The 25,624-nt window shown below is 76.1% G+C and carries 21 protein-coding genes and 1 riboswitch; of the genes, 11 read left to right on the top strand and 10 right to left on the bottom strand.

Features of this window, described 5'->3' with window-relative positions; translation table 11 throughout:
* The first annotated feature begins 1 nt into the window (after position 1).
* Positions 2 to 409 carry a RidA family protein gene (locus tag OG335_RS09365; RefSeq protein ID WP_405010579.1) on the top strand — a complete coding sequence of 136 codons (408 nt, stop codon included), beginning with the start codon at positions 2 to 4 and terminating at the stop codon, positions 407 to 409.
* Here OG335_RS09365 and OG335_RS09370 read toward each other — a convergent pair.
* On the bottom strand, positions 399 to 1,529 hold the full coding sequence (locus OG335_RS09370) for a cobalt-precorrin-5B (C(1))-methyltransferase (RefSeq protein WP_405010580.1): 1,131 nt from the start codon (positions 1,527 to 1,529) through the stop codon (positions 399 to 401). The two genes, OG335_RS09365 and OG335_RS09370, sit on opposite strands and share 11 nt — an antisense overlap.
* A gap of 20 nt (positions 1,530 to 1,549) precedes the next feature.
* Between OG335_RS09370 and OG335_RS09375 the strand changes: the two genes are divergently transcribed.
* From OG335_RS09375 to thrS, 4 genes are all read left to right on the top strand, one after another.
* Entirely contained in the window at positions 1,550 to 2,287 is a 738-nt protein-coding gene (locus tag OG335_RS09375; protein WP_405010581.1) for a cobalt-precorrin-6A reductase, read from the top strand.
* 70 nt (positions 2,288 to 2,357) lie between these two features.
* The gene (locus OG335_RS09380; protein ID WP_405010582.1) at positions 2,358 to 2,999 is read left to right on the top strand and encodes a TetR/AcrR family transcriptional regulator; all 642 of its coding nucleotides are present in this window, start codon (positions 2,358 to 2,360) and stop codon (positions 2,997 to 2,999) included.
* Positions 2,996 to 3,844, top strand: a complete 849-nt coding sequence (locus tag OG335_RS09385) for an SDR family NAD(P)-dependent oxidoreductase (protein WP_405010583.1) — start codon at positions 2,996 to 2,998, stop codon at positions 3,842 to 3,844. Before OG335_RS09380 ends, OG335_RS09385 begins: the two co-directional genes overlap by 4 nt.
* A gap of 228 nt (positions 3,845 to 4,072) precedes the next feature.
* A complete protein-coding gene (gene thrS / locus OG335_RS09390) occupies positions 4,073 to 5,293 on the top strand; it encodes a threonine--tRNA ligase (protein ID WP_405010584.1) in 1,221 nt (406 codons plus the stop codon).
* 16 nt (positions 5,294 to 5,309) lie between these two features.
* On the opposite strand, the gene OG335_RS09395 is transcribed toward thrS, so the two are convergent.
* The 4 genes from OG335_RS09395 to OG335_RS09410 all read right to left on the bottom strand — a co-directional run bounded on the left by OG335_RS09395 (position 5,310) and on the right by OG335_RS09410 (position 9,367).
* Complete coding sequence (locus tag OG335_RS09395) at positions 5,310 to 5,879, bottom strand: Uma2 family endonuclease (RefSeq protein WP_405010585.1); 570 nt, start codon at positions 5,877 to 5,879, stop codon at positions 5,310 to 5,312.
* A gap of 103 nt (positions 5,880 to 5,982) precedes the next feature.
* Positions 5,983 to 7,482 (bottom strand): precorrin-2 C(20)-methyltransferase, encoded by a 1,500-nt coding sequence (locus OG335_RS09400; protein WP_405010586.1) that lies wholly within the window; start codon positions 7,480 to 7,482, stop codon positions 5,983 to 5,985.
* Positions 7,479 to 8,105, bottom strand: a complete 627-nt coding sequence (locus tag OG335_RS09405; protein ID WP_405010587.1) for a precorrin-8X methylmutase — start codon at positions 8,103 to 8,105, stop codon at positions 7,479 to 7,481. The genes OG335_RS09400 and OG335_RS09405 overlap by 4 nt, the downstream gene beginning before the upstream one ends.
* Positions 8,102 to 9,367 carry a hypothetical protein gene (locus tag OG335_RS09410; protein WP_405010588.1) on the bottom strand — a complete coding sequence of 422 codons (1,266 nt, stop codon included), beginning with the start codon at positions 9,365 to 9,367 and terminating at the stop codon, positions 8,102 to 8,104. Before OG335_RS09410 ends, OG335_RS09405 begins: the two co-directional genes overlap by 4 nt.
* A gap of 98 nt (positions 9,368 to 9,465) precedes the next feature.
* A riboswitch (cobalamin riboswitch) is annotated at positions 9,466 to 9,605 on the top strand.
* 181 nt (positions 9,606 to 9,786) lie between these two features.
* Between OG335_RS09410 and cobN the strand changes: the two genes are divergently transcribed.
* Both cobN and lnt read left to right on the top strand, forming a co-directional pair.
* Positions 9,787 to 13,530 (top strand): cobaltochelatase subunit CobN, encoded by a 3,744-nt coding sequence (gene cobN, locus OG335_RS09415; RefSeq protein ID WP_405010589.1) that lies wholly within the window; start codon positions 9,787 to 9,789, stop codon positions 13,528 to 13,530.
* 111 nt (positions 13,531 to 13,641) lie between these two features.
* Entirely contained in the window at positions 13,642 to 15,186 is a 1,545-nt protein-coding gene (lnt, locus tag OG335_RS09420) for an apolipoprotein N-acyltransferase (RefSeq protein WP_405010590.1), read from the top strand.
* A 70-nt stretch (positions 15,187 to 15,256) separates the two neighbouring features.
* On the opposite strand, the gene OG335_RS09425 is transcribed toward lnt, so the two are convergent.
* Both OG335_RS09425 and OG335_RS09430 read right to left on the bottom strand, forming a co-directional pair.
* Entirely contained in the window at positions 15,257 to 16,039 is a 783-nt protein-coding gene (locus OG335_RS09425) for a VOC family protein (protein WP_405010591.1), read from the bottom strand.
* A gap of 1 nt (position 16,040) precedes the next feature.
* Complete coding sequence (locus tag OG335_RS09430) at positions 16,041 to 16,949, bottom strand: NADP-dependent oxidoreductase (protein ID WP_405010592.1); 909 nt, start codon at positions 16,947 to 16,949, stop codon at positions 16,041 to 16,043.
* 186 nt (positions 16,950 to 17,135) lie between these two features.
* On the opposite strand from OG335_RS09430, the gene ribA reads away from it, so the two are divergent.
* The 4 genes from ribA to OG335_RS09450 all read left to right on the top strand — a co-directional run bounded on the left by ribA (position 17,136) and on the right by OG335_RS09450 (position 21,215).
* Positions 17,136 to 17,804, top strand: a complete 669-nt coding sequence (ribA, locus tag OG335_RS09435; protein ID WP_405010593.1) for a GTP cyclohydrolase II — start codon at positions 17,136 to 17,138, stop codon at positions 17,802 to 17,804.
* Between the two features lie 147 nt (positions 17,805 to 17,951).
* Entirely contained in the window at positions 17,952 to 19,073 is a 1,122-nt protein-coding gene (locus OG335_RS09440; RefSeq protein ID WP_405010594.1) for a chemotaxis protein, read from the top strand.
* 161 nt (positions 19,074 to 19,234) lie between these two features.
* Complete coding sequence (locus OG335_RS09445) at positions 19,235 to 19,912, top strand: FxLYD domain-containing protein (protein WP_405010595.1); 678 nt, start codon at positions 19,235 to 19,237, stop codon at positions 19,910 to 19,912.
* An 82-nt stretch (positions 19,913 to 19,994) separates the two neighbouring features.
* Positions 19,995 to 21,215: an FAD-dependent oxidoreductase gene (locus OG335_RS09450; protein ID WP_405010596.1), complete on the top strand. Its 1,221-nt coding sequence runs from the start codon at positions 19,995 to 19,997 to the stop codon at positions 21,213 to 21,215.
* Positions 21,216 to 21,221: 6 nt separating this feature from the next.
* Here OG335_RS09450 and OG335_RS09455 read toward each other — a convergent pair whose 3' ends face one another.
* From OG335_RS09455 to OG335_RS09465, 3 genes are read right to left on the bottom strand one after another with little or no spacing between them, the layout of a single operon-like run.
* Complete coding sequence (locus tag OG335_RS09455) at positions 21,222 to 22,445, bottom strand: ATP-grasp domain-containing protein (RefSeq protein WP_405010597.1); 1,224 nt, start codon at positions 22,443 to 22,445, stop codon at positions 21,222 to 21,224.
* A gap of 39 nt (positions 22,446 to 22,484) precedes the next feature.
* Positions 22,485 to 23,789 carry a family 16 glycosylhydrolase gene (locus OG335_RS09460; RefSeq protein WP_405010598.1) on the bottom strand — a complete coding sequence of 435 codons (1,305 nt, stop codon included), beginning with the start codon at positions 23,787 to 23,789 and terminating at the stop codon, positions 22,485 to 22,487.
* Positions 23,786 to 25,624: a glycosyltransferase gene (locus OG335_RS09465; RefSeq protein ID WP_405010599.1), complete on the bottom strand. Its 1,839-nt coding sequence runs from the start codon at positions 25,622 to 25,624 to the stop codon at positions 23,786 to 23,788. The genes OG335_RS09460 and OG335_RS09465 overlap by 4 nt, the downstream gene beginning before the upstream one ends.

Genomic DNA, 25,624 nt, shown 5'->3' on the forward strand with positions numbered 1-25,624 from the left:
CATGAACGGCAAGACCGAGATCCGCACGGACGGCGCCCCCGCCCCCGCCTGGACGTTCTCCCAGGGCGTGCGCAAGGGCCCGATCCTGCAGGTCTCCGGCCAGGGCCCGCAGGACCCGGCGACGGGCGAGTACCTCCACCACGGCGACGTCCGGGCGCAGACCCGGCGCACCCTGGAGAACGTCAAGGCGATCGTCGAGGCGGGCGGGGCGACGATCGAGGACGTGGTGATGTTCCGCGTGTACCTGACGGAGCGTGCGCACTTCCCGCTGATGAACGAGGTCTACGCCGCCTTCATCGAGGAGAACGTGCCGGCGGGCGGCGTGAAGCCCTGCCGCACCACCGTCTTCGTCGAACTCCCGCAGGAGCCGATGCTGGTGGAGATCGACGCGCAGGCCGTCATCGGCTGACGCCCGGCCCCGCCGGCGCCGCCCGGCCCACGATCGCGCCCGCGCGGTCGATGCAGATCACGTCCACCGCCACCGGCGAGCCGGTCAGCACGCCGAGGGCGGTGGCCCGGGCCCCCTCCGCCACCAGGTCGCCGAGCGGCACCCCCGCGGCGGCACACAACTGCACGGCCTCCAGGCCGGTGTTCGCGGCCGCGACCCGGTCGGCGAGCTCCGGCGACGCCCCGCCCTGCCGGGCCAGCCCGGCCAGGTACCCCTTGTCGACCTGCGACCGGGCCGAGTGCAGGTCGAGGTGGCCGGCCGCCAGCTTGGAGAGCTTCGCGAAACCCCCGGCGACGGTCAGGCGCGGCACCGGGTGCCGCTTCAGGTACTTCAGCACCGCCCCCGCGAAGTCGCCCATGTCGAGCAGCGCGTCCTCCGGCAGCCCGTGCACCGCCACCGCGACCTTCTCGGACGTCGAGCCGGTGCACCCCGCCACGTGGGTGCGCCCCGCCGCGCGGGCGACGTCGATCCCGCGCCGGATGGAGTCGATCCAGGCCGAGCAGGAGTACGGCACCACGATGCCCGTCGTGCCGAGGATCGACAGTCCGCCGAGGATGCCGAGGCGCGGGTTCCACGTCGAGCGGGCGATCTCCTCGCCGTGGTCGACCGACACCTCCACGAGGACGTCGCCGGTGCCGCCGTGCGCGGCGGCGACCCCCGCCACCGCGTCCCGGATCATCTGCCGCGGCACCGGGTTGATCGCCGGCTCGCCGACCGGCAGCGGCAGGCCCGCCTTGGTGACCGTGCCCACGCCCGGGCCCGCCCGGAACACCACGCCCGCGCCCGGCGCGGCCGCCGTGACCGTCGCACGGACGAGTGCGCCGTGGGTGACGTCCGGGTCGTCGCCCGCGTCCTTCACCACGCCCGCGGTCGCCCGGCCCCCGGCGAGCTCCTCGACGGCCAGCGCGAACGCCGGCTGCTGGCCCTTCGGCAGAGTGATCACCACCGGATCGGGGAACTCCCCGGTCAGCAACGCCGTGTAGGCCGCGGTGGCGGCGGCGGTCGCGCACGCACCCGTCGTCCAGCCGTGCCGCAGCCCGCTACTCTTCAGCTGCGCCGCCCGGCCGCCCGCCTCAGTCACGTCCGCCTCCTGGAGTCCCGATGCACGTCCTGATCCTCGGCGGCACCACCGAGGCCCGCCGCCTGGCCGCCGACCTGACGGCCGACCCGGCGCTGGAGGTCACCAGCTCGCTCGCGGGCCGGGTGGCCGAGCCGCGGCTGCCCGAGGGCGCGGTGCGGATCGGCGGCTTCGGCGGCCCGGCCGGACTCGCCGAGTGGCTGCGCGAGCACCGTGTGGACGCGGTCATCGACGCCACCCATCCCTTCGCCGAGCGGATCAGCCGGAACGCGGCCCTCGCGGCCGCCGACACCCATGTTCCCCTGCTCGTCCTGCGGCGGCCCGGCTGGGGGCGGGTCGACGGCGACGACTGGCATCCGGTGGCCTGCCTCGCCGAGGCCGCCGACGCGCTGCCCGGCCTCGGCCGCCGGGTCTTCCTCACCACCGGCCGCCAGGGGCTGTCGGCCTTCGCGCACCTCAGGACGACGTACTTCCTGGCCCGCTCGGTGGACGCCCCCGAGCCGCCGCGCCCGCCCCGCACCGAGGTGCTGCTCGACCGCGGGCCGTTCACCCTCGACGGCGAGCTGGCGGTCATGCGCGACCACCGGATCGAGGTGCTGGTGACCAAGGACAGCGGCGGGACGGCCACCGCCCCGAAGCTGGCCGCCGCCCGCGAGCTCGGCCTGCCGGTGGTCGTGGTGCGCCGCCCCGCGACGCCGGTGGGCGTCCCCGTGGCCGAGGACGTCCCGGGCGCGCTCGCCTGGCTGTCGGCCCGCCGCTGACCGGTCCGGCCCCTCCGGTACGGACCTGCGGGGCTTGACAGCCCTCCATTACGGAATGAATATTCATTCCGTGACCACGCGCAGGCCGGACCTCCCCCGGCAGCTCCTCGACGCCGCCGTCGCGCTCTTCGCCGAGCGCACCTACGAAGGCACCCAGATGCCCGCCGTCGCCCAGCGCGCCGGCGTCGGCGTCGGCAGCATCTACCGGTACTTCCCGAGCAAGGAGGCGCTCGGCAACGCGGCCTTCCAGGACGCCAAGCGCGCCCTGCTCGACGAGCTCGCCGCGGCGATGGCCGAGGGCGGGCCCGCCCGGTCCGCGCGCGAGGAGTTCGCCCGCCACTGGCGCGGCTTCACCCGCTACGCGACCGCCCGCCCGGAGGCGTTCGTGTTCCTGGAGAACCAGCAGCACGACACCTTCCTCGCCCCCGGCAGCCGGGCCCTGACCGCCGAGGTCGACCAGCTCTCCGCCGACTTCGTGCAGCGCGGCCAGCAGGCCGGCGAGATCCGCGACGGCGACGCCGCCGACCTCGTCGCGCTCGCCCTCGGCGCCTTCGCCGGGCTGGTGAGACGGCACCGGCCCGCCGGCCTCGGTGCACTCCCGGCCGAGTCCCTCGCCCGCGCGGAGGAGGCCGTCTGGAACCTCCTGCACCGACCGGGAGAGCCCGCCGCCACCCCGACCCCTCCCCCCGCCCACGAAGGCAGGAACCCATGAGCACCCCCAGGACCGTCCTGATCACCGGCTGCTCCACCGGCCTCGGCCGGCAGGCCGCCCTCGCCCTGCACGGACTCGGCCACCGCGTCCACGCCACCGCGCGCCGCCCCGGGACGCTCGCCGACCTCGCCGCCCTCGGCATCGCGACGCTCCCGCTCGACGTCACCGACGAGGCGTCGATGGCCGCGGCCGTGGCCGCCGTCGAGGAGGCCCACGGCCAGGTCGACGTGCTGGTCAACAACGCCGCGTACGGGCTGCACCGGCCGGTCGAGCTGGCCTCGCCCGAGGAGGTCCGCGCGCAGTTCGACACCAACGTCTTCGGGCTCGTGCGGATGGCGCAGCTCGTGCTGCCCGGCATGCGCCGCGCCGGCCACGGACGGATCGTCAACATCTCCTCCATGGGCGGGCGCTTCTCCCCGCCCGGCGGCGCCTTCTACCACGCGACGAAGCACGCGGTGGAGGCGATCAGCGACTCGCTGCGGCTGGAGGTCGCACCCTTCGGCGTGGAGGTCGTGGTCGTCCAGCCCGGGCCCACGATGACGGAGTTCGGCGGCACCGCGGTCGGCACCATGCCCGGCGGCGCCGACCACGGCGGCCCGTACGGCAGCTTCACCACGGAGCTCGCGGAGCTCTACGCCACCCGCGCCTTCACCCGCCGCAACGGCGCCGTGACCGCGGAGACCGCCACCAGGGTCGTCGTCCGCGCCGCGACCGTGCGCCGCCCGCGGGCCCGCTACGCGATCGGGGCGATGGCCCGCGGCACGATGATCGCCAAGCGGCTGCTGCCGGACGCCGCCTTCGACGCGATCATGCGCTCCGCCTTCCCGCTGCCGAAGGCCGCCTGACCGGGCCGCGCGGCGGACGGCGCACCGCGCGGCGGAAATCCGGGTGCGCCCCGCCCGCACGGCGGGCTAGCCTGCCCGCATGAAGCCTGTCGGTGCAGCAGCCACGACGACGCCGGACCACGTCCCGGCGCGCTGACACCTGCTGTCCGACGAAGCCCCGGGGCGAGTGCCCCGGGGCTTCGCCGTCCCTCCGGTCACCCGCCCCCGCCACCCGCGAGGGAGACCGCCGTGCACGACCACCGCCGCCTCGGCCGCGCTCTGGACCTCTTCGACACCGACCCGCTGATCGGCGCCGGCCTGCCCTTCTGGCTGCCCGACGGCGCGGCCGTCCGGCACGCCCTGGAGGAGTACGTCCGCGAACTCGAACGGCAGGCCGGCTACCGGCACGTGTACTCGCCCGTCCTCGGCAAGCGCGAGCTGTACGAGATGTCCGGGCACTGGGCGCACTACCGCGACGACATGTTCCCGCCGATGGGGATCGGCGGTGAGGAGATGGTGCTGCGCCCCAGCCTCTGCCCGCACCACGCGGTGCTCTTCCGCTCCCGCCCGCACAGCCACCGCGAGCTGCCCCTGCGCATGGCGGAGCTCGGCGGCATGTTCCGCTCCGAGCTGTCCGGGGTGCTCGGCGGGCTGACCCGGGTCCGGGCGATGCAGCTCAACGACGCCCACGTGTTCTGCCGTCCCGACCAGGTGGCCGGCGAGGTGCTGGCCGCGCTGGCCCTGATCCGGCAGGCGTACGGGGCGCTCGGCATCACCGCCGCCCGGTACCGGCTGTCGCTGCCCGCCGAGGGCGGCAAGTACGTCGCGGACCCGGCACTGTGGCGCCGGGCGAACGCCGTGCTCGTCGAGGCGCTGGACGCGGCGGGCGTCGCCTACGAGGAGGCGGGCGGCGAGGCCGCCTTCTACGGGCCGAAGATCGACGTGCAGGTCGCCGACCGGGCGGGGCGCGAGTCGACCCTCTCGACCGTGCAGGTCGACTTCCACCAGCCGGCCCGGTTCGACCTCGGCTACACCGGCCCGGACGGCGCCCGGCACCGCCCGGTGATGGTGCACCGCGCGGTGATCGGCAGCGTGGAGCGGGCCGTCGCCCACCTCGTCGAGGTCCACCAGGGGGCGTTCCCCGCCTGGCTGGCGCCGGTGCAGCTGCTCGTCCTGCCGGTCGGCGAGGAGCAGCGGCCGCAGGCCGAGGAGCTCGTGCGGGAGGCCGTCGTCCGCGGCCTGCGGGCGGAGCTCGCCGGCCCGGACGCCGGCACCCTCGGCGCGCGGGTCCGGGCCGGGCGGCTGGTGCCGTACCAGGCCGTGGTCGGCGCGGCGGAGGCCGCCGACGGACGGGTGGCGCTGCGACTGCGCGACGGCCGCCGGCCCGGCCCGCTGCCCGCCGCGGAGGCCCTGCGCCTGATCGGCGGCCGGGTCGCGGCGCACTCCGTGGAGCTGTGGCCCGAGCCCTGACGGCGCGCCGCGGCGGTCAGGCCGGGTAGCGGATCAGGCCCGTGGTGGCGAGGCCGAAGCCGAAGGGCTCCGGGATCGGGACGGTGTCGCCGAACGTACCGTTCCACTGCCGGTGGTAGACCCCGGCTGCGGGCTCCGAGTACAGGGTGACGACGCCCTCGCGGGGGTCGACGAGCAGGTACATCGGAATGTCCATGAGCGGGTAGTCACGGACCTTGCCGACCAGGTCGTTCTCGGGGTTCGACGGGGAGACGATCTCGACCGCGATGGCCGCGAGCTCCGCCGGGACGTCGTTGCCGCCGAGTTCGACGACCGCGGTCGGAATGTAGGTGAGGTCGGGGTTGCGGAGCTTGCCGACGTTCGGCGAGGCGAGGTCGGTGTTCTCGCTCGGCATCAGATCGGCCGGGCGGGCAGCGTCGAACTGCTCACGGACGACCAGCAGATTACGCTGGTGGATCACCGACGGTCCGGCCATCATGATGATCTCGTCGCCGGAGATCTCGACCTTCCACCCCGACGGCGGTGTCAGGCCCTGTGCGTAGGCGAGCAGCTGGGCGTGGCGTTCTGGCATGTGAGGTTCGGCCATGGCGCCATTGTTCCAGCGCCCGGCGTCCCCGGGGTGCCGTGCGGCGGACACTCACCGCCGCACGGCACGGCTCCGCGCCGCCGGCCCGGGGCCGGCGGCGGGCTCAGTCCTCCGGGTAGCGGCGCGGTGTCCAGACCACCTCGGTGCCGTCGTCGCGCTGCACGAGGCGGGTCTGCGAGGAGCCGATCAGCAGCAGGGTGCGCATGTCGACCTGCGCCGGGTCGAGGTCCGCCAGGCGCACGGTGCGCACCCGCTCGGTGGGGCCGCCGACGTCGCGGGCCATCACCACGGGGGTGTCGGCGGCCCGGTACTCCAGCATCAGGTCGCGGGCCAGGCCGACCTGGGTGGTGCGGGACTTCGAGCCGGGGTTGTAGAGCGCCAGCACCAGGTCGGCCGCGGCGGCGGCGCGCAGCCGTTCGGCGATGACCGTCCACGGCTTGAGCCGGTCGGAGAGCGAGACCACGGCGTAGTCGTGGCCGAGCGGGGCGCCCGCCCGGGAGGCGGCGGCGTGCGCGGCGGTCATGCCGGGCAGCACCCGCACCGGCACCGAGCGGTACGGGTCGGCGCCGGCGGCCTCCAGCACGGCGGTGGCCATCGCGAAGACGCCGGGGTCGCCGGAGGAGACGACGGCCACCCGGCGACCGCGGCGGGCCAGGTCGAGGGCGAACTCGGCGCGCTCGGCCTCGACCTTGTTGTCGGAGCCGTGGCGCAGTTGGCCGGGCCGCACGGGCACCCGGTCGAGGTAGGTGGTGTAGCCGACCAGGTCGGTGGCGGCGGCGAGGGCGCCGCGGGCCTCCGGGGTCAGCCAGAGCGGCCCGGCGGGGCCGGTGCCGACGACGACGACCTCGCCGGGGCCGTCCGGTTCGGGCTCGGCGGCGTCCAGCGGTGCCACCTTGCTGGGCAGGACGGCGACGGAGAAGTACGGCACCGAGTCGGCGTCGACCTCGGCGAGGGGCAGGGTGCGCTCGCCGTCCATGAAGGCCCGTTCGACGTACTGCGCGTCGGCGAGGCGGCCGGCCCGTTCCAGGGCGCGGCGGACGGCGGGGAAGGTCCGGCCGAGCTTCATGATCACGGCGGAGTCCGCGGAGGCGAGCCGGGCGGTCAGCTCCTCCTCGGGCAGGGTGCCGGGGATGATCGTCAGGGTCTCCTCGGCCTCCACCAGCGCCGTGCCGAGCCGGGCGGCGGCGGCGCTGACCGAGGTCACGCCGGGCACCACCTCGGTCGGGTACCGGTGCGCGAGGCGCTTGTGCATGTGCTGGTAGGAGCCGTAGAACAGCGGGTCGCCCTCGGCGAGGACGACGACGTCGCGGCCGGCGTCCAGGTGGGCGGCGAGCCGGGCGGACGCCTCCTCGTAGAAGTCGTCGAGTGCGCCGCGGTAGCCGCCGGGGTGGTCGGTGGTCTCGACCGTGATCGGGTAGACCAGCTTCTCCTCGATCTGCCCGCCCGTCAGGTACCGGTCGGCGATCGAGCGGGCGATGGAACGCCCGTGCCGGGCGCTGTGGTACGCCACCACGTCGGCCTTGCCGATGAGTTCGGCGGCACGGACGGTCAGCAGGGAGGGGTCGCCGGGGCCGAGCCCGACGCCGTACAGACGGCCCGTCACTCTTCTTCACTCGCAATCGCGTTGACGGCGGCGGCGGCCATCGCGCTGCCGCCGCGGCGGCCGCGCACCACCAGGTGCTCCAGTGCGGCGGGGTGTTCGGCCAGGGCCTGCTTCGACTCGGCGGCGCCGATGAAGCCGACGGGCACGCCGATCACCGCGGCCGGGCGGGGTGCGCCCGCCTCGACCATCTCCAGCAGCCGGAAGAGCGAGGTCGGGGCGTTGCCGACGGCCACCACCGCACCCTCCAGCCGGGGCAGCCACAGCTCCATGGCGGCGGCGCTGCGGGTGGTGCCCATCCGGCGGGCCAGCTCGGGCACCGCCGGGTCGGTGAGGGTGCAGACGACCTCGTTGCCTGCGGGCAGGCGCTTGCGCGTCACCCCGCTGGCGACCATGTTGACGTCGCAGAGGATCGGCGCCCCGGCGAGCAGGGCCGCCCGGGCGGCGGCGACCGCGCCGGGCGAGTACACGAGGTCCTCGACCAGGTCGGTCATGCCGCAGGCGTGGATCATCCGCACCGCGACCCGGGCGACGTCCTCGGGCAGCGCGGCCAGATCGGCCTCCGCCCGGATGGTGGCAAAGGACTGCCGGTAGATGGCCGCGCCGTCCTTCTCGTACTCGATCACGTGATCCTCCGGGCCTCGGCGACCGCCTCGGCCATCTCTTCCGTCGTCACATCCACTGAAGGCGCCGTCGTGCCGACCGGCGTCACCCGGTAGCCCTGCCCGAGCGCGAGCACGTCCACCCATCGCCCCGCGGGGTGTCCGCAGCGCCGCTCGCAGCCCGACCAGTGCACGGGCGGCGCCGTGGCACCGGCGCGCTCCGGAGTGCGGGCCGCGCCGGACGGCACGCCGGGGTGCGCGGCCGTTCGGGCCGCGCCGGCCGCGTGCTCCAGTGCGCGGGCGGCGTCGGTGCGGACGTCGGCGAGCGACTTCGCGCAGCCGGGCAGGCCGGTGCAGGCGGTGGCGCGGTCCCAGGCGGTGCCCGGCCGGGTCAGGAACCCGGCGGCGGCCAGTTCGGGCAGCCGGTCGGCGGGCACGCCGGGCAGGACGGCCCCCCGCCACGGCGTCAGCCGGATCTCACCGGCGGACACCTCCGCCAGCAGGCGCCACCGGTCGGCGGCGGCCCGGCCGAAGCGGGTGCCGACGGCGATCCCGCCGGGCAGGGCGCCGAGCGCGGGCGCGCCGCCGACCGGAGCGGGCAGCGGTTCGGTGCCGGGCGGCAGCAGGTCGGGGAGTTCCCGCAGGTGCCAGGCCCGGCCGGCCGCGGCCGCCAGGAAGTCGCGGGCGGCGGCGAGCGCGGCGGCCACGGGCGCACCGACCGGGCGGACGCTGCCGGCCCGGCCGAGCCGGAGCAGCGCGGTGCCGCCGGGCGCTGCGATCAACGTCACATCGGCGTCGAGGGCGGCGACGTCGCCGCGGCCGTCGTCCAGGGCGAAGAGGAACTTGCCGGACAGTCCGGCCGCCCAGCCGCTCGCGCACAGCTCCGCGTCGAGCGCGCGCACCCAGCCCTGCACGTCGGCGTGGCCGCGGCCGTCGACCCCGGCGTACGGCGAGGCGACGATGTTGCGCACCCGCTCGTGCGTCTCGGAGGGCAGCAGCCCGGCCTCGCGCAGCCGCCGGGCGAGTTCGGCCCCGCAGTCCGAAGGCAGGCCGCGCAACTGGACGTTGCCGCGCGAGGTGGTCTCCGGTGCGCCGTCGCCGAGCTGCTCGGCGGCGTCGGCGAGCGCCACGAGCTGACGGGCCGTCAGGAGTCCGCCGGGCAGGCGCACCCGGGCCAGGGCGCCGTCGTCGGCGGCGTGCAGACGGAGAGCCCCGGGGCAGGCGTCCGCGCCGCCCCGGCCGGGCAGGGCGGAGCCTCGCGCAGCGGCGTCGGGTGAAGCGGGCATGGCGGCGAGCATACAGAGGGTGCGGCGGGCCGCCCCCGTCTCGTAGATCACAGTCGGCGCCCTGTCCCGCAGCCGTGCGGCACCCCGTACGATGCTGCCGGGCGGTCCGTGAGGACGGCCCGACGCCAGCGACGGCAAGCGGAGGAAACCGGTGCAAATCCGGTGCGGTCCCGCCACTGTAACCACGGCTCAGCCTGCCGTGGAGCCAGGAACTCCCGCCGTCCTCCGCCTTCTCCCGGTCTCCGGCCGGGAGCACACCGAGGGGCGCGGACCCCGAGGAAGGTCCGACCTGTGCGATGCCGCCTGCCCGGCTCCGCCGTCCGTACCGGACGCGCCGAGCCCGCACCGCCCGCTCCCCCGGCACGGCCGACCCCGCGACTCGCGACCCGGAACACCGACCTGGCCGGGAGGCCCTCCGCATGATCCTGCTGCTGTCGACCTCCGACACCGACCTGCTGAGCGCCCGCGCCGCGCAGGGCCCGGTGCCCTTCCGGCTCGGTAACCCCGCCAGGCTCACCGCCGACGACCTGCCCGCGCTGGTGGACGGCACCGACCTGGTCGTCGTGCGGCTGCTCGGCGGCCGGCGGGCCTGGGAGGACGGGCTCGACGCCCTGCTGGCCGGCCCCCGCCCGGTGATCGTGCTGACCGGCGAACAGGCCCCCGACGCCCAGCTGATGGAGCTCTCCACCGTGCCTGCGGGCATCGCCGCCGAGGCGCACGCCTACCTCGCGCACGGCGGGCCGGCCAACCTCGCCGAACTCGGCGCGTTCCTCTCGGACACCGTGCTGCTCACCGGCCACGGCTTCGCCCCGCCCGCCTCCGCACCCGACTGGGGCCCGCTGGAGCGCGCGCAGCGGCACACGGACGGTCCCCTGATCGCGGTGCTCTACTACCGCGCCCACCACATGAGCGGCAACACCGCCTTCGTCGAGACGCTGTGCTCGGCGATCGAGGACCGGGGCGCCCGCGCCCTGCCGCTGTACTGCTCCTCGCTGCGCGGCGCCGAGCCGGAGCTGCTCGCCGAGCTGGCTCGGGCCGACGCGATCGTCACCACGGTGCTCGCCGCGGGCGGCACCCGCCCGGCCGACGCGCAGGCCGGCGGCGACGAGGAGGCCTGGGACGCGGGCGCGCTCGCCGCCCTCGACCGCCCGATCCTGCAGGCCCTCTGCCTGACCTGGTCGCGCAGCCGGTGGGAGGAGAGCGACGACGGCCTCTCCCCGCTCGACACGGCCACCCAGATCGCCGTGCCGGAGTTCGACGGCCGGCTGATCACCGTGCCGTTCTCCTTCAAGGAGCTCGACGAGGACGGCCTCACCGTCTACCGCGCCGACCCGGAGCGGGCCGCCCGGGTCGCCGGCATCGCCGTGCGCCACGCGCAGCTGCGCCACACCCCGGCCGCCGAGCGGCGGCTCGCGCTGGTGCTGTCCGCGTACCCGACGAAGCACGCCAGGGTCGGCAACGCCGTCGGCCTGGACACCCCGGCGAGCGCGATGCGGCTGCTGGCGCGGCTGCGCGCGGAGGGCATGGACCTCGGCACCGACCTGCCGGGACTCGACACACCGGCGGGCGGGCGGGAAGCCGCGCCCCGAGCCGAAGGGCCCGCCGGTGCCGAAAGGGAGGAGCGCGGGAGCGACGCGGGAGCGACGGAGCGACGACCGTCGGCACCGGGCCAGGAGGGCACGGAGGCGAGCGGGCGAAAGGTCCAGCACGAGGGCGATGCGCTCATCCACGCGCTGATCGCGGCCGGCGGTTACGACCAGGACTGGCTGACGGAGGAGCAGCTCGCCCGCAACCCGGTCCGCATCCCCGCCGCCGACTACCGCCGCTGGTACGCGGGCCTCCCGGAGGGCCTGCGCGCCGGCGTCGAGGCGCACTGGGGCCCGCCGCCGGGCGAGCTGTACGTCGACCGCTCGCAGAACCCGGACGGCGACATCGTGCTCGCCGCGATCCGCTCGGGCAACCTGCTGGTGCTGATCCAGCCGCCGCGCGGCTTCGGCGAGAACCCGGTCGCGATCTACCACGACCCGGACCTCCCGCCGAGCCACCACTACCTGGCGGCGTACCGCTGGATCGCGGCGGCGCAGGAGGACGGCGGCTTCGGCGCGCACGCGGTCATCCACCTCGGGAAGCACGGCAACCTGGAGTGGCTGCCGGGCAAGACGGCGGCGCTGTCGGCGGACTGCGGGCCGGACGCCGTCATCGGCGACCTGCCGCTGGTCTACCCGTTCCTGGTGAACGACCCGGGCGAGGGCACCCAGGCCAAGCGCCGCGCCCACGCCACGCTGGTCGACCACCTGGTGCCGCCGATGGCGCGCGCCGACAGCTACGGCGACATCGCGCGGCTGGAGCAGCTGCTCGACGAGTACTCGTCGATCGCCGCGATGGACCCGGCGAAGCTGCCCGCGATCCGCGCCCAGATCTGGACGCTCATCCAGGCGGCCCGCCTCGACCACGACCTCGGTCTCGACGCGCGGCCCGAGGACGACGGCTTCGACGACTTCCTGCTGCACGTCGACGGCTGGCTGTGCGAGGTGAAGGACGCCCAGATCCGGGACGGCCTGCACGTGCTGGGCCAGGCGCCGGCCGGCACCGACCGGGTCAACCTGGTGCTCGCCATCCTGCGCGCCCGGCAGATCTGGGGCGGGGTCAGCGCCCTGCCGGGTCTGCGCGAGGCGCTCGGCCTGGACGAGGCGGCGCTGACGCTGGGCGCCACCGACGCCGCCGAGGCGCAGGCCCGTGCCCTGGTCGAGGCGATGGAGGCGGAGGCCTGGTCGCCGGAGGCGGTGGAGAAGGTCGCGGCCGGGCATCCCGACGCCGTCCGCGACGTCCTCGACTTCGCGGCCCGCCAGGTGGTGCCGCGTCTGGCGGCGACCACGGACGAGCTGGACGCGGTGCTGCACGCGCTGAACGGCGGCTTCGTGCCGGCCGGCCCGTCCGGCTCGCCGCTGCGCGGGCTGGTCAACGTGCTGCCGACCGGCCGCAACTTCTACTCGGTCGACCCGAAGGCGGTGCCGAGCCGGCTGGCGTGGGAGACCGGGCAGGCGCTCGCGGCGTCGCTGGTCGAGCGCTACCGCGCCGATAACGACGGCACGTACCCGCCGTCGGTGGGCCTCTCGCTGTGGGGCACGAGTGCGATGCGCACCGCGGGCGACGACATCGCCGAGGCCTTCGCGCTGCTGGGCGTGCGCCCGGTGTGGGACGACGCCTCGCGCCGGGTGACCGGCCTGGAGGCGGTGCCCGTGGCGGAGCTGGGCCGTCCCCGGATCGACGTGACGCTGCGGATCTCCGGGTTCTTCCGGGACGCCTTCCCGCACGTGGTCGCCCTGCTGGACGACGCCGTGCGGCTCGCCGCCGGGCAGGAGGAGGCCGACGAGGACAACTTCGTCCGCGCGCACGTGCAGGCCGACCTGGCCGAGCACGGTGACGAACGCCGGGCGACCGTCCGGGTGTTCGGCTCCCGCCCGGGCACGTACGGGGCGGGCCTGCTGCAGCTGATCGACAGCCGGGACTGGCGCACCGACGCCGACCTCGCCGAGGTGTACACGGTGTGGGGCGGCTACGCGTACGGCCGCGGGCTGGACGGCCGGCCGGCGCGGGAGGAGATGGAGACCGCGTACCGGCGGATCACCGTCGCCGCGAAGAACACCGACACCCGCGAGCACGACATCGCCGACTCCGACGACTACTTCCAGTACCACGGCGGCATGGTGGCCACCGTACGGGCGCTGACCGGGAAGAACCCGGCGGCGTACATCGGCGACTCGACCCGCCCGGAGACGGTGCGCACCCGGACGCTGACCGAGGAGGCGGCCCGGGTCTTCCGCGCCCGCGTGGTGAACCCGCGCTGGATGGAGGCGATGCGGCGGCACGGTTACAAGGGCGCCTTCGAGATGGCCGCGACCGTCGACTACCTCTTCGGCTACGACGCCACCACCGGGGTGGTCGCCGACTGGATGTACGAGAAGCTCACCGAGGAGTACGTGCTCGACCCGGTCAACCGGGAGTTCCTGAGCGAGGCCAATCCGTGGGCGCTGCACGGCATCAGCGAGCGCCTGCTGGAGGCGGCCGACCGCGGGCTGTGGGCCGAGCCGGACCCGCGCCTGATCGAGGAGCTGCGGGCGGCGTTCCTGGAGACCGAGGGCGATCTGGAGGGCGACGCCTGACCTCCGCGGGCGGCGCGCGGCCGGGGCCGGGCGATGCCCGACCCGACGTGCGCCGCGGACCGCGCCGCACGTCGGCGCATGATCGCGCGCGTCCGGGAGGACAATCTCCGCATGAGCCTGCGCACCGCCCTGACCCGGCCCGCCCGTTACGCCTCGCTCGCCGCCGGCGCCCTGCCGGTGGCGGCCTTCCCCGGTGCGGGCCTGGCCTGGCTGGCGTGGGTGGCGCTGGTGCCCGGCATGCTGCTGATGCAGCGGGCCCCGGACGGGCGCGAGGCGGCCGTCCGCGGCTGGTGGTTCGGCGCCGGGTTCATCCTGGCGGCGATGTACTGGCTGACGCCGTCGATCGGGCCGGCCCTGCTCGTGCTGGCGGTGCTGGTCGGTACGGTGCAGGGCGTGTTCGGGTTCGCGGTGTGGCGGCTGCTGCACCGTCCGGCGGGCCTGCGGGCGGCGGCGACGGCGCTGGTCGTACTGCCCGCGGTCTGGGTGAGCTGCGAGTTCGTCCGGTCCTGGCATGCGCTCGGCGGCCCGTGGGCGCTGCTCGGCGCCAGCCAGTGGGAGCACCCGGCGGTGCTGGCGCTGGCCTCGGTGGGCGGGGTGTGGCTGGTGAGCGCGGCGGTGGCGGCGTGCAACACGGCGGTCGTGCTGGTGTGCACCGGCCGGGTGCGGGCGCTGCCCGTGGTGGCGGCCGTCGTGGTGCTCGTCGCGGGGCCGGTGCTGTTCGCGGTGCTGCCCGCACCGGCCGGCGGCGGCAGTGCGACGGTGGCGCTGGTGCAGCCCGGCCAGACCTCCGACGAGGTCTCGCGGCTGGCCGCGAGCACCCGGATCACCCGGGGTCTGGTGGGGCGGCAGCTGGACCTCGTGGTGTGGGCGGAGAGCAGCACCACGGCCGACCTGGACACGGACGCCGCGGTGCTGGCGGGCCTGCGGAAGCTCTCCGCGACGACCGGCGCGCAGCTGGTCGTCGGCGAGGACGCCCGCAAGGCCGACGGCCGGATCTCCAAGGACGCGGTGCTCGTCACCCCGGACGGCGTCGCGGCCCGCTACCGCAAGATCCGGCTGGTGCCGTTCGGCGAGTACATCCCATTCCGTTCGGCGCTCGGCTGGATCTCGGGGGTGAGCAAGGCCGCCGGGGAGAACCGCGCGCCGGGCAGCGCGTTCCACCTGCTGCCCGCGACCGCCGCGGACGGCCGCCCGCTGCCGGTGGGTGCGCTGATCTGCTTCGAGTCGGCGTTCCCCGACATGGCGCGGGCGGCCGCGCGGGCGGGGGCGCCGGTGCTCGTCTACCAGTCGTCGACGTCGACGTTCCAGTCGACGTCCGCTCCGGCGCAGCACGCCTCGCTGGGGGCGATCCGGGCGGCCGAGACGGGCCGCCCGGTGGTGCAGGCGGCGCTGACCGGCGAGTCCGTGGCGTACGACCGGCAGGGCCGTCGGCTGGCCCGGCTCGGCACGGACGCGTCCGGGGCGCTGACCGTCCGGGTGCCGCTGGCCGATCCGGCCGCCCTGACCTGGTACGACCGGCTCGGCGACTGGGTGCCGTACGGCTCGGTGGCGGTCACCCTGATCGGCGCGGCGGTGGTGTTCCGCCGGCACCGCCGCGGGGCGGGCCCGGCTCCGGTGGCCGCGCCCGCCGCCGAACCGTCGGCGTCCCGCTCGTAGTGCTCCGCCAGGGCGTTTCCGACGATTCGCGGCGGATCGGCGCGCGGCGTCGGGCGCTGTCGGACACGCCCTAGGGCTTGCCGACGGGTTCGGCCACCGTCCCGGCGACGTGGATGCCGAGGACGGCGCCCTGCGGGTCGCGCAGCACGGCGAGCCGGGGACCGTCCGGCACGTCGGTGGGCGGGAGCACGACGGTGGCGCCGAGCACGGCCGCGCGCTCGGCGGTGGTGTCGACGTCGGCGACCGCGAAGTACGGCATCCAGTAGGGCGCGGCGTCGGCCGGGAACTGGTCGGCCATGTCGGTCATGCCGCCGAAGTCGCGTCCGGGCAGGCCCCACTGGGTGTACATCTCGCCGACGGTGACGCTCCAGCCGAGCACCCGGGGGTAGAACTCCTTCGCCGCGGCGGTGTCGCGGGTGGCGAGTTCGACCCAGCCGAGGGAGCCAGGTTCGTCGATGAGGGTGGTGCCGTTGAAGGCGCGGGCCTGCCAGAGGGCGAAGGCGGCGCCGCCCGGGTCGGCGGCCACCGCGAAGCGGCCGAGGTCGAGCACCTCGACCGGTTCCGCGAGGATGCGGCCGCCGGCGGCGCGGACGGCCTGCGCGGCGGCGTCGGCGTCGGGTACGGCGAAGGAGACCGTCCAGGTGGTGGGCTGCCCGGAGGTGCGGAGCGGGCTGAGTCCGGCGACGGGTTCGGCGCCGAGCATCAGCGCGGTGTAGCCACCGGCCTCGGGCCGGAGGTCGGTCTCGGTGCGCCAGGCGAAGAGTTCGCGGTAGAACACCTTGGAGGCGTCGGGTTCGACGGTGGCGAGCTCCACCCAGCAGGGGGCGCCGATGGCGGGCCTGTCGATCTTCATGTCACTCCATCACCAGGACGAGTTTGCCGCGGGCGTGTCCGGTCTCGACCTCGGCGAGCGCCTCGGGGGCGCGGTCGAGCGGGAAGCTGCCGGTGATCCGGGGGTCGAGCGCGCCGTCGGTGACGAGCCCGGCGAGCGCGGTGAGCGCGGCGCCGGCCGGGGCGCGGTGCACGGCGCCGCCGCCGAGGGCGGCGGCCGTCCCGGGGTCGACGGTGGAGACGAGCCGGGTGCGGTCGGCGAGCACGGGGGCGGCCTCGCGGAGGTCCTCGCCGCCGATGAGGTCGATGATCCCGTCGACGCCGTCCGGGGCGGCGGCGCGGATGCGGTCGGCGACACCCTCGCCGTAGCGGATCTGGACGGCGCCGAGACCCTCGACGTACTCCCGGTTGCGGTCGGAGGCGGTGCCGATGACGGTCAGTCCGCGGGCCCGGGCGATCTGGGCGGCGGCGCTGCCGACGCCGCCCGCGATGCCGAGCACCAGCAGGGTGCGGCCGGCTTCCAGGCCGAGCTGTTCGACGGCGTCGTACGCGGTGGCGGCGGCCACCGGCAGCGCGGCGGCCTCGGCGAAGGTGACGCCGAGCGGCTTGTGGGCGGTGCCGGCGGCGTCGAGCAGGGTGTGCTCGGCGTAGCCGCCGGCGACGGCGGTGCCGAAGACCTCCTCGCCGGGGGTGAAGCCGTCGACGCCGGCGCCGGTCTGCTGGACGACGCCGGACGCCTCGACGCCGAAGACGCCGGGCAGCGGGCCGCCGGTGCCGAGCCAGCCGTTGCGGATCTTCCAGTCCACCGGGTTGACCCCGGCGGCGCGGACGAGGACCAGCAGCTGCCCCGGTCCGGGGGCGGGTACGGGCCGTTCCAGGAACTCCTGGTTCTCCGGTCCTCCGTACGCCCGGTACGCGAACGCCTTGGACATGGTGCTCCCTGAGATCGGCGACATCCTTCACCCAGCTTGCGCAGCGGTCGGGCGGGTCGGCCGGGGATGGTGGGCCGAACGGGACGGGCGGGGCAGGAACGGACGACGGTTGTTCATATTGGAACTACACGGTACGGTCGAGCAAGCGGTTCGAATTTGAACCACTTACCGATCACGGAGGCCGGCATGCCGCACACCGACACCGCCCGGACGCCGCGGCCCGCGCCCGCCCGCGTGCGGTCCCACGTCCGCATCCCGCTCGCCTTCCCGGACGGCTACCGCGCGGACGCCGGGGTGTACACCTTCCACGGCCTCGCCGACGGTGCCGAACACCTCGCCCTCGCCCTCGGCGAGCCCACCCCGGCCACCGGCACGCCCCTGGTGCGGCTGCACTCCGAGTGCCTGACCGGCGACGTCTTCGGCTCGGCCCGCTGCGACTGCGGCCCCCAGCTGCGCGAGTCCGTCGAGCGGATCGCCGAGGCCGGCGGCTACCTGCTCTACCTGCGCCAGGAGGGCCGCGGCATCGGCCTGTACAACAAGCTCGACGCCTACGCCCTCCAGGACTCCGGCCTCGACACCTACCAGGCCAACACCGCGCTCGGCCTGCCCGAGGACGGCCGCGACTACACCGCCGCCGCGCAGATGCTCACCGCCCTCGGCGCCACCGGCATCCGGCTGCTCAGCAACAACCCCGACAAGGCGGCCCAGCTCGGCGCCCTCGGCATCGAGGTCGCCGATCGCGTGCCGACCGGCGTGCACCTCTCCGACAGCAACGTCCGCTACCTTCGCACCAAGGCCGACGGCACCGCCCGCACCCTCGGCCACGGCATCGCCGGGCTCTCGCTCGGCGCCTGACCGCCCTCACCCGGTCGGCGCAGCGGGCGGGCGGCGGCGCGGGGCGCGTGGAAGCGTCGGGCGGTGGGCCGCCTCCCGTCCTCCCGCCCCGCCGCGCGGCCCCGCCGGGCACTGCGCCCGGTGCGGACCCGAACCGGAAGAGCGCCCATGGAAACCGACTCCCTGACCGCCGAGACCCTGCGCGAGCTCCGCACCGCACGGCCGTACCCCGCGGTCTCGCTGACCATGCCGACGCACCGCCGCGAGCCGGAGAACGCCCAGGACGCGGTGCGACTGCGCAACCTGCTGGCCGAGGCCGAGCGCCGGATCGACTCCTCCCCGGAGGCCTCCCGGCAGGACCGGATCGACCTGCACCGCCAGCTGGAGCGGGCCGTCGCCGAGATCGACCCGCGCCACACCCAGGACGGGCTGGTCCTGTACGCCACCACCGCCGACCACCAGGTGTGGAACCTCGCCCGCGAGGTGCCCGAGCGGGTCGTGCTGAGCGACACCTTCCTGACCCGCAACCTCGTCGCCGCCAAGGCGCAGGCCCGCCCGTACTGGGTGCTCGCGGTGGCCGCCGACCGCGCCTCGCTGTGGGGCGGCACCGGGCAGACGCTGCACGAGCACGAGGCGGACGGCTTCCCCGCGGAGGCCGAGGGGCCCGACTGGGACGTCCAGCGCGAGGAGCGGGTCGGCGACCAGCCGAGCACCTTCAGCGACGAGGACACCCGCCGCTTCCTGCGCACCGTCGACACGGCCCTCGGCACGGTGCTGGCCGCCGACCCGCGGCCGCTGTTCCTCGTCGGCCTGGCGCAGGCCGTGTCGCTGCTGCAGGAGGTCGGCACCGGGCAGGCCGCCGGGAAGGCCGTCGCCACCGTGCTCAAGGGCGGCCTCACGGACGGCCCCGACCGCCTGCTGCTGCAGGAGCTCACCCCGGCCATGGCGGAGTTCGCCCGGCACGAGTCGGACCGGGTCGGGTCGGCACTGGACGCCGCCCGCAGCCGCCGGGCGTTCGCCGCGGGCCTGGACGAGGTCTGGGAGGCCGTCTGCGAGGGCCGCGCCGAGATGGTCGCCGTCGAGGAGCACTTCCAGCGGACCGTCAGGCTGACCGACGGCCACCTCACCCCGCTCGACGACGGGAGCACCGGCGGCTGGGAGGACGGCGTCCGCGAGGACATCGTCGACGAACTGGTGGAGACCGCCCTCGACAAGGGCGCCGAGGTGGTCTTCCTGCCGGACGAGCAGCTCAGCGCGCACGAGCGGATCGCCGCCGTACTGCGGTACTGACGGCCGGCACCGCCCGTCCGGCCCCCGGTCCGCACCCGCGGGCCGGGGGCCGGGGGCCGCCGCACACCCGGGCGGCGCAGCCCTGCGCGCGGCCCCCGGCGCGCCCTCGCAGGCTTGAGACGTTGTGCATCCTCCGGCCGAACGCCCCTCGGGAGCCCGCCATGACCCAGCACCCCCGCCTGCGCGCCCTCACCGGGCCCACCGCCCGGGCCGGCGCGATCCTGGCCGCGGCCGCCGCGCTGACCGCGGGCGCCGCCGCGTGCAGCAGTTCGGAGAAGACCGTGGGCGGCATCAGCCCGGCCGTCGCGTCGGCCGCGGCCGAGGCCTCCCGGCACGCCGCCTCGGCGGCTGCGGAGGCGTCCGAGCTGACCGGTGCCGAAGCCTCCGACGCGGCGTCGAACGCCGCCGCCCTCATCTCCGAGGTCGCCTCGGCCCGCGCCGCGTCCGCCTCGGCGGCGGCCTCGACGCTGGAGTCCCGGGCGGCGGCGTTCGAGGCGTCCGTCTCGGCCCAGGTGTCGAAGGCCCGGGCGAGCGCGAGCGCCGCCCTGACCGGGGTCGCCGGCACCGGCAACGCCCTCGGCGACGTCACCCTCACGGGCATCCCCACCACCGCCACCGACGGCTTCCCGGCGGCGACGCTCACCATCACCAACTCCACCTCCGAGACGGCCGCCTACGCGGTGCAGGTGGACTTCCTGGACGGCTCCGGCGCGACCGTCGAGACGGTCGTCGTCGGCACCACCGGCCTCGGCGCCGGGCAGACCCGGACGGTGCTGGCGCACGGCGACACCAAGGCCGACGCGGCGAACGCCAAGGTCGTCCGGGCGCAGCGCCACTGACCGCCGGCACCGGGCGGGCGTGCCGCCCCCGGCGGCCGGTCGCATGCTGGAGAGGAGGGCGTCGAGCACCGGAGGTTTTCCCATGACAGTGCCGTCCGACCGGGTGTCGCCCGGTGCCGTGGTGGTGGGGGCCGGGCCGTACGGCCTGGCGGCCGCCGCCCATCTGAGGGGCCGGGGGGTCGACGTGCGGGTGTTCGGCGAGCCGATGGACGGCTGGCGGTCCGCGATGCCGCGCGGGATGTACCTGAAGTCCACCCCCCGTGCCTCGAACATCTCCGACCCGTCGGGCGCCTGGACGCTGGCCGACTTCCGGATCAGCCGGGGGCAGCCGCCGGTCGGCGACCGGTACGCGATCCCGGTGGACGAGTTCGTCGCGTACGGCGAGTGGTTCCAGCGGAACCGGGTGCCCGACGTCGAGCGCACCGAGGTCGTCTCCGTGACGTCCGGCCCGCGCGGGTTCCGGCTGGAGCTCGGCACCGGCGAGGAGCTGACCACCGGCGCGGTGGTGGTGGCGGCGGGCCTGCGCCCGTACGCCCGGGTGCCGTCCGTGCTGGCCGCGGCGGTGGACGCCGGACTGGCCTCGCACACCTCGCACCACGCCGACCTGGGCGTGTTCGCCGGCCGCCGGGTCGCCGTCGTCGGGGCCGGGCAGTCCGCGCTGGAGAGCGCGGCCCTGCTGCACGAGGCCGGGGCGTCCCCGACCGTCGTGGCCCGCAGGCCGCAGCTGGCGTTCGGCACCCCGCCGGTCACCGACCTCGTCGACGACCGGCCGCTGACCTCGCGGCTCGCCGAACCCGGCTCCGTGCTCGGACCGGGCTGGCCGCTGCGGGCGTACGCGGGCATCCCGTGGGCGTTCCGGCACCTCTCCGACGGCGCCCGCGAGCTCCGGGTGCGCACGGTGCTCGGGCCGGCCGGTGCGTGGTGGCTGCGGGAGCGGGTCGACGGCCGGTTCCGGGTGCTGACCGGGCACACCGTGGAGGACGCCGAGGTGCGGCCGGACGGGGTGCGGCTCCGGCTGCACGGGCCGGACCGGGACGAGCTGGTCGTCGACCACGTGCTCGCCGCCACCGGCTACCGGGTGGACGTCGACCGGCTGGACCTGCTCGACGCCGGGCTGCGCCGGGCCGTCCGGCGGGCGCCCGGCGGCGCGCCGCGGCTGACGCCCGGCTTCGAGTCGTCCGTGCCGGGCCTGTACTTCACCGGTCTCACCGCGGCCGACACGTTCGGCCCGGTGATGCGGTTCGTGTGCGGCACCGCGTTCGCCGGCCGCCGGGTCGGCGCGGCCGTCGCCGCCGCCGGGTAGCGGCCGCTACCCGCGGCGCCGCACCGACCGGGCGAGGCGCAGGGCCTCGGTGGCGGCGAAGCGGGCGGCCTCGGCCACCGCCGGGGCGGGGTCGTCGAGGCTGAGCCAGGCCCGCTCGGTGCCCCGCCGGGGCCGGATGTCGCGGGGCATCCGGCGCTCGTGCCGGAGGCCGCTGACCGCCGCCATCGCGTCCAGCTGGCCGACGGCGAAGGAACGGGCGCGCTGCGGGCCGGGCGGCACCGGGCGGCCGGTGAGCGACAGGTGCAGGGCGCGGACGACGTCCACGCCGCCCGCGGTCTCGAAGAGCCGGAACTGCGCCCCCGTCCGGGGGTTGAAGTCGAGCAGGTGGTAGCCGCCGGTGCGCCGGTCGAGCCGCCAGTCGAGGTCGGCGATGCCGCAGTAGCCGACGGAGCGGCAGAACCGCTCGGCGAGGGCCGCCAGCGCCGGGTTGGGCAGCGCCCGGGCCCGGGTGGTCACCCCGCCGCCGGGCGGCCAGGCCCGGAGCTTCAGCCCGGTGAACAGGACGAGCGGCTCCCCGCCGGGGCCGCAGCACAGGTGGGTGAACCAGTCCTCGGCGTGCTCGTCCGGCAGGTACTCCTGGGCGAGCACGGAACCCGCGGTGGCGTCCGGGCAGGCGGCGAGCAGCGCCCGCTCGTCGCGGACGACGGTGCTGTGGCCCACCGCCGGACGGCTGAGCCGGGAGAACGGCGCGAGGTTCTTGAGCACCAGCGGGTAGCCGAGGCGCCGGGCCGTCTCCAGCAGCTGCTCGCGTCCGGCCGGTGCGGCGGCCCGCAGGGTGGGGACGCCCGCCGCGGCGCACAGCGCGGGCAGCTCCCCCTTGTCGGCCAGCCGGCGCGGGAGCGCCGCGGGCACCGGCGGCAGCAGCAGGTGGTCGCGGAGCTCGTCGGCGTGCTCGGCCAGCAGGACGGCCGCCTCGTCGTCGGTGACGACGGGGACGCAGCGGCGGCCGACCGCGCGGGCGGCGCCGCGGACGGCCGCCAGCAGCCGCTCCTCCGGCTCGCAGCCGGTGGTCCGGGACACGACGGCGCCGGTCAGGTGGCGGGAGACCGCCGTGGGCGTCAGCCGGTCCTCCACCATGGCGTGGACCGGGACACCTGCCCGGCCGAGCGAGCGGACGGCGCCGACCGCGCTGTGCGACTGCGGGTACCGGCCGACCTTCACCAGCAGGGCGGGAACACCGCGGTCGAGATCCGGCCGGTTCGTGACCATCGCTGCACGTACCTCTCGGGTCGGTACTGCCGGTGGGGCTCAATGCTGCCAGACACCGACCCAGTCGACCTTCAGCGTGGCGGTGTCGAGCGACGCGGGCGGCGAGGCCAGGTAGCCGACCGCGAGGTTGACGACGATCTCCATCGCCACCGACGGGATGCGGGCGCTCTCGGTGATCCGGAACCGCTCGACGCCGTCGACGTACCAGGTGACGGCGTCCGGCTCCCAGTCCAGGGCGAAGACGTGGTATTCGGAGGCGAAGTCCGCCGGGCCGTAGCGGTGGCCGACGTGCGCGTCGCGGCCGTCGGCGGTGCGCCAGTGGAGGTTCATGTCGACCTGGAGGTTGGTGTTGGGGAACTCCGCGACGTCGAGTTCGGGCGGGGTGCCGCGGGCCTCCGCGGGGATCAGCCAGAACGCCGGGAACATGCCGAGGGAGTCCGCAGGGGCGCGGATCGCGGCGGCGAAGTAGCCGTAGGTGAAGGTGTGCCGCGGGGCGCCGTCCCAGTGGTCGCGGCCGGTGGTGACCATGCCGGAGGTCCACGGGTAGGTGCGGCCGTCGCTGCCGCGGGTGTCCTGCCGCCGGGCGGTCAGCGCCAGGGCGCCGTCGGCCACCGCCACCCCGCCCGGCAGGTACCACTGCTCCTCGCCGTTGCCGGCGTTGGTGCATCCGCGGTCGTTCCAGTCGTAGCAGGTCGCCCAGTCGGCGGTGTTCAGGGCCGGTCCGGTGAAGTCGTCGTGGAAGACGAGGTGCCAGGGGCCGGGGGCGGCCGGCCGCTCGCGGGCGGGTTCCGTCCGCCCGCCGCTCACCGCCTGCGCGCCCGGGCTCGCCCCCGGGCCGTCCGGGATGCCGCTGCAGGCCGTGGTGAGCAGCAGGCACAGGCCGGCCGCGGTGGCGACGCGCAGGGCGGTGCGGCCCGGCCGCGGCGGGCGCCGGGGCGCGGCGGCGGGCCCGTCGCCCGGGGGGTCCGGGCGGGCGGGGTCCGGGCGCGGGGGCCGCGGGCGCGGCAGCAGGGCGAGCAGCGTGGTGAGCAGCGCCAGCCCGGTCGCCAGGCGGACCGCGGTGAACGTGTGGGTCGAGAACAGCGCCACGGCGGCGAGGGCGACGACCGCGGCGCCCGCCACGGGCACGAGGGCCGCCGTCAGCATCCGGTCGGCCGGGCCGGGACGGTCGCCGAGCGGCCGGGCGGCCTGCAGGACGGCGGTGCCGAGCCCGGCGAGCAGGAAGGTGCCGGCGACCGCGGTGCGCAGCGGGTCGCCGGGCCAGCGGGTGGCGGTCGCGAGGGCGGCCGTCCAGCCGGCGACGACGGGCAGGAGGCGGGCGGCGGCACCGGGCGGGACTCTCATGGCTGCACGCTCCCGGGCGGGGACGGCCGGGCGCCCGGCCCGATGTAGCGGTAGACCGCCGCGTCGGGGCCGTCGTACAGCCGCTGGAAGAGTGTGGAGGTGTCCAGGGCGGCCCGCACGCTCCCGACGGTGCCGACCGGGAAGACGCCGGTCAGTCGGGACTCGGCCTCCTGGGCCCGGGTCAGGATGACGTAGGTCGGGCCGGTGATCCGGGGGTCGTCCATGGTCGACTGCAGCACGGCGAGCGGGTCGGTGAGCAGGAGGCGGCGCTGGTCCAGCGGGTCCTGGGCCAGGACGAGCCGCTCGTGCGTGTCGTAGCCGAGCTCGCCGCCGGGGAGGGAGGAGGTCACGGAGACGATGCGTGATCCCGGTGGCGCCACGCTCGTCACGAAGCGGGTGGCGGCGGCCTCCTCGGCCGTGAAGCGGTTCATGTTCTCCTTGGCGTAGTAGCCGAAGAGCAGGCCGCCGAGGAGTACGGCCGCGACCAGGCCGGAGGCGTAGGCCCGCCACCGGCGGTGCGGCCAGGGCGGCACCAGCAGGGTGGCCACGAGGAAGGCGGCGGCCGGGAGGGCGAACAGGTAGACCCGGAAGATCATCTCGCCGCCGTAGTTGTTGCTCGGCAGCATCACGAGCGGGGCGAGGAGCATCAGCGGCAGCCCGGTGCGCCGCACCCACCGGTGGCGGACGACCGCGACCAGCGCCAGCAGGAACACCGTGGCGGTCAGCGACCGGTCCACCCAGGAGGCGAACACCTGGCCCGGCGCCGCGCTGCCGAGACCGGCCAGGCCGGAGGTGGCGTTGCGGTCGGGCGTGGCCAGGGCGCCGATCAGGTCGCTCAGGTGCGTCGAGACGTACGGCCGGGCGACGGTGGAGTCCCAGAGGAAGGTCAGGCCCACCGCGACCCCGAGGACGGGCAGCACCACCCGCCGGTTGCGCCGCGGGATCGCGAGCAGCAGGAGCGTGGTGATCAGCATCAGCGGGGTGAGCTGGTGCGAGCAGACGATCGCCGCGATCAGCACCACCACCAGGACGAACGCCCCCGGGCGGCGGGCGGAGGGGGTTCCCGCGGCCGCCGCGCGGCGCCGGTCGGCGAGGCGCCGCAGCACCAGCGCGAGCACCGTCACGTACAGCAGGTGGGCGAAGGCCTGCGGCGAGAAGTAGTCCTGCCCGACCCAGGAGACCGAGAAGTACAGCCACACCCCGCCCCACACGAGCCGGCGGTCGGTGGTGACCGAGCGGTACAGCAGCAGCAGCGGGCCCACCAGCAGGAGGTTCGCCAGCAGCGGGTACCAGGAGGCGAATCCGAGCACCGAGTGCAGGCCGGTGACCCGCAGCACGGCGGCGTTGAGCTGGAAGAACCCCGGCCACTGGTTGTAGATGTCGAGGGTGCCGGAGTGCGGCACGGCGCCGTCGTGGCGCAGCATCGCGTCGACCACGGCGACGTGCTTCCACGCCCACGCGTAGCGCAGCGCCGGGTAGAGCGCGCTGGGCGTCGCGTGGATCACCGTGATCAGGGCGAGGACGTACCCGGCCGCCCACGGCTGGCGCACCCGCGGCTCGCGCAGCACGGCGAGGAAGCCGACGGCGAGCAGGCCCAGGGCTGCGAAGTAGGTCACCGGCAGCACCTGGAGGAGGCCGAGGTCGCCCATCGCGTCGACGTTCACCCGCGGCAGCGAGGCGATCCACAGACCCACGGCGATCGGCAGCGCGGCCGGCACCAGGAGTCCGCGGCGGAGCGGGGGGAGCCGCCGCGCGCGGACGGGCCGGGTGGCCTCGGGTACGGGGGGCGGGTCGCCGGCCTCCGCCGCCGGGCTGCTGGTCTGGTGAGCTGACAT

It is taken from the genome of Kitasatospora sp. NBC_01539, from assembly GCF_045040525.1.
GTDB lineage: Bacteria > Actinomycetota > Actinomycetes > Streptomycetales > Streptomycetaceae > Kitasatospora.

Bases quoted from the DNA above. Each gene is read 5' to 3' on its own strand.
- ribA (WP_405010593.1), top strand. From the start codon at position 17,136: ATGCCGCACACCGACACCGCCCGGACGCCGCGGCCCGCGCCCGCCCGC.
- OG335_RS09365 (WP_405010579.1), top strand. From the start codon at position 2: ATGAACGGCAAGACCGAGATCCGCACGGACGGCGCCCCCGCCCCCGCC.
- cobN (WP_405010589.1), top strand. From the start codon at position 9,787: ATGATCCTGCTGCTGTCGACCTCCGACACCGACCTGCTGAGCGCCCGC.
- OG335_RS09440 (WP_405010594.1), top strand. From the start codon at position 17,952: ATGGAAACCGACTCCCTGACCGCCGAGACCCTGCGCGAGCTCCGCACC.
- lnt (WP_405010590.1), top strand. From the start codon at position 13,642: ATGAGCCTGCGCACCGCCCTGACCCGGCCCGCCCGTTACGCCTCGCTC.
- OG335_RS09455 (WP_405010597.1), bottom strand. From the start codon at position 22,445: ATGGTCACGAACCGGCCGGATCTCGACCGCGGTGTTCCCGCCCTGCTG.
- OG335_RS09465 (WP_405010599.1), bottom strand. From the start codon at position 25,624: ATGTCAGCTCACCAGACCAGCAGCCCGGCGGCGGAGGCCGGCGACCCG.
- OG335_RS09445 (WP_405010595.1), top strand. From the start codon at position 19,235: ATGACCCAGCACCCCCGCCTGCGCGCCCTCACCGGGCCCACCGCCCGG.
- OG335_RS09450 (WP_405010596.1), top strand. From the start codon at position 19,995: ATGACAGTGCCGTCCGACCGGGTGTCGCCCGGTGCCGTGGTGGTGGGG.
- OG335_RS09460 (WP_405010598.1), bottom strand. From the start codon at position 23,789: ATGAGAGTCCCGCCCGGTGCCGCCGCCCGCCTCCTGCCCGTCGTCGCC.
- OG335_RS09410 (WP_405010588.1), bottom strand. From the start codon at position 9,367: ATGCCCGCTTCACCCGACGCCGCTGCGCGAGGCTCCGCCCTGCCCGGC.
- OG335_RS09425 (WP_405010591.1), bottom strand. From the start codon at position 16,039: ATGAAGATCGACAGGCCCGCCATCGGCGCCCCCTGCTGGGTGGAGCTC.
- OG335_RS09385 (WP_405010583.1), top strand. From the start codon at position 2,996: ATGAGCACCCCCAGGACCGTCCTGATCACCGGCTGCTCCACCGGCCTC.
- OG335_RS09375 (WP_405010581.1), top strand. From the start codon at position 1,550: ATGCACGTCCTGATCCTCGGCGGCACCACCGAGGCCCGCCGCCTGGCC.
- OG335_RS09395 (WP_405010585.1), bottom strand. From the start codon at position 5,879: ATGGCCGAACCTCACATGCCAGAACGCCACGCCCAGCTGCTCGCCTAC.
- OG335_RS09430 (WP_405010592.1), bottom strand. From the start codon at position 16,949: ATGTCCAAGGCGTTCGCGTACCGGGCGTACGGAGGACCGGAGAACCAG.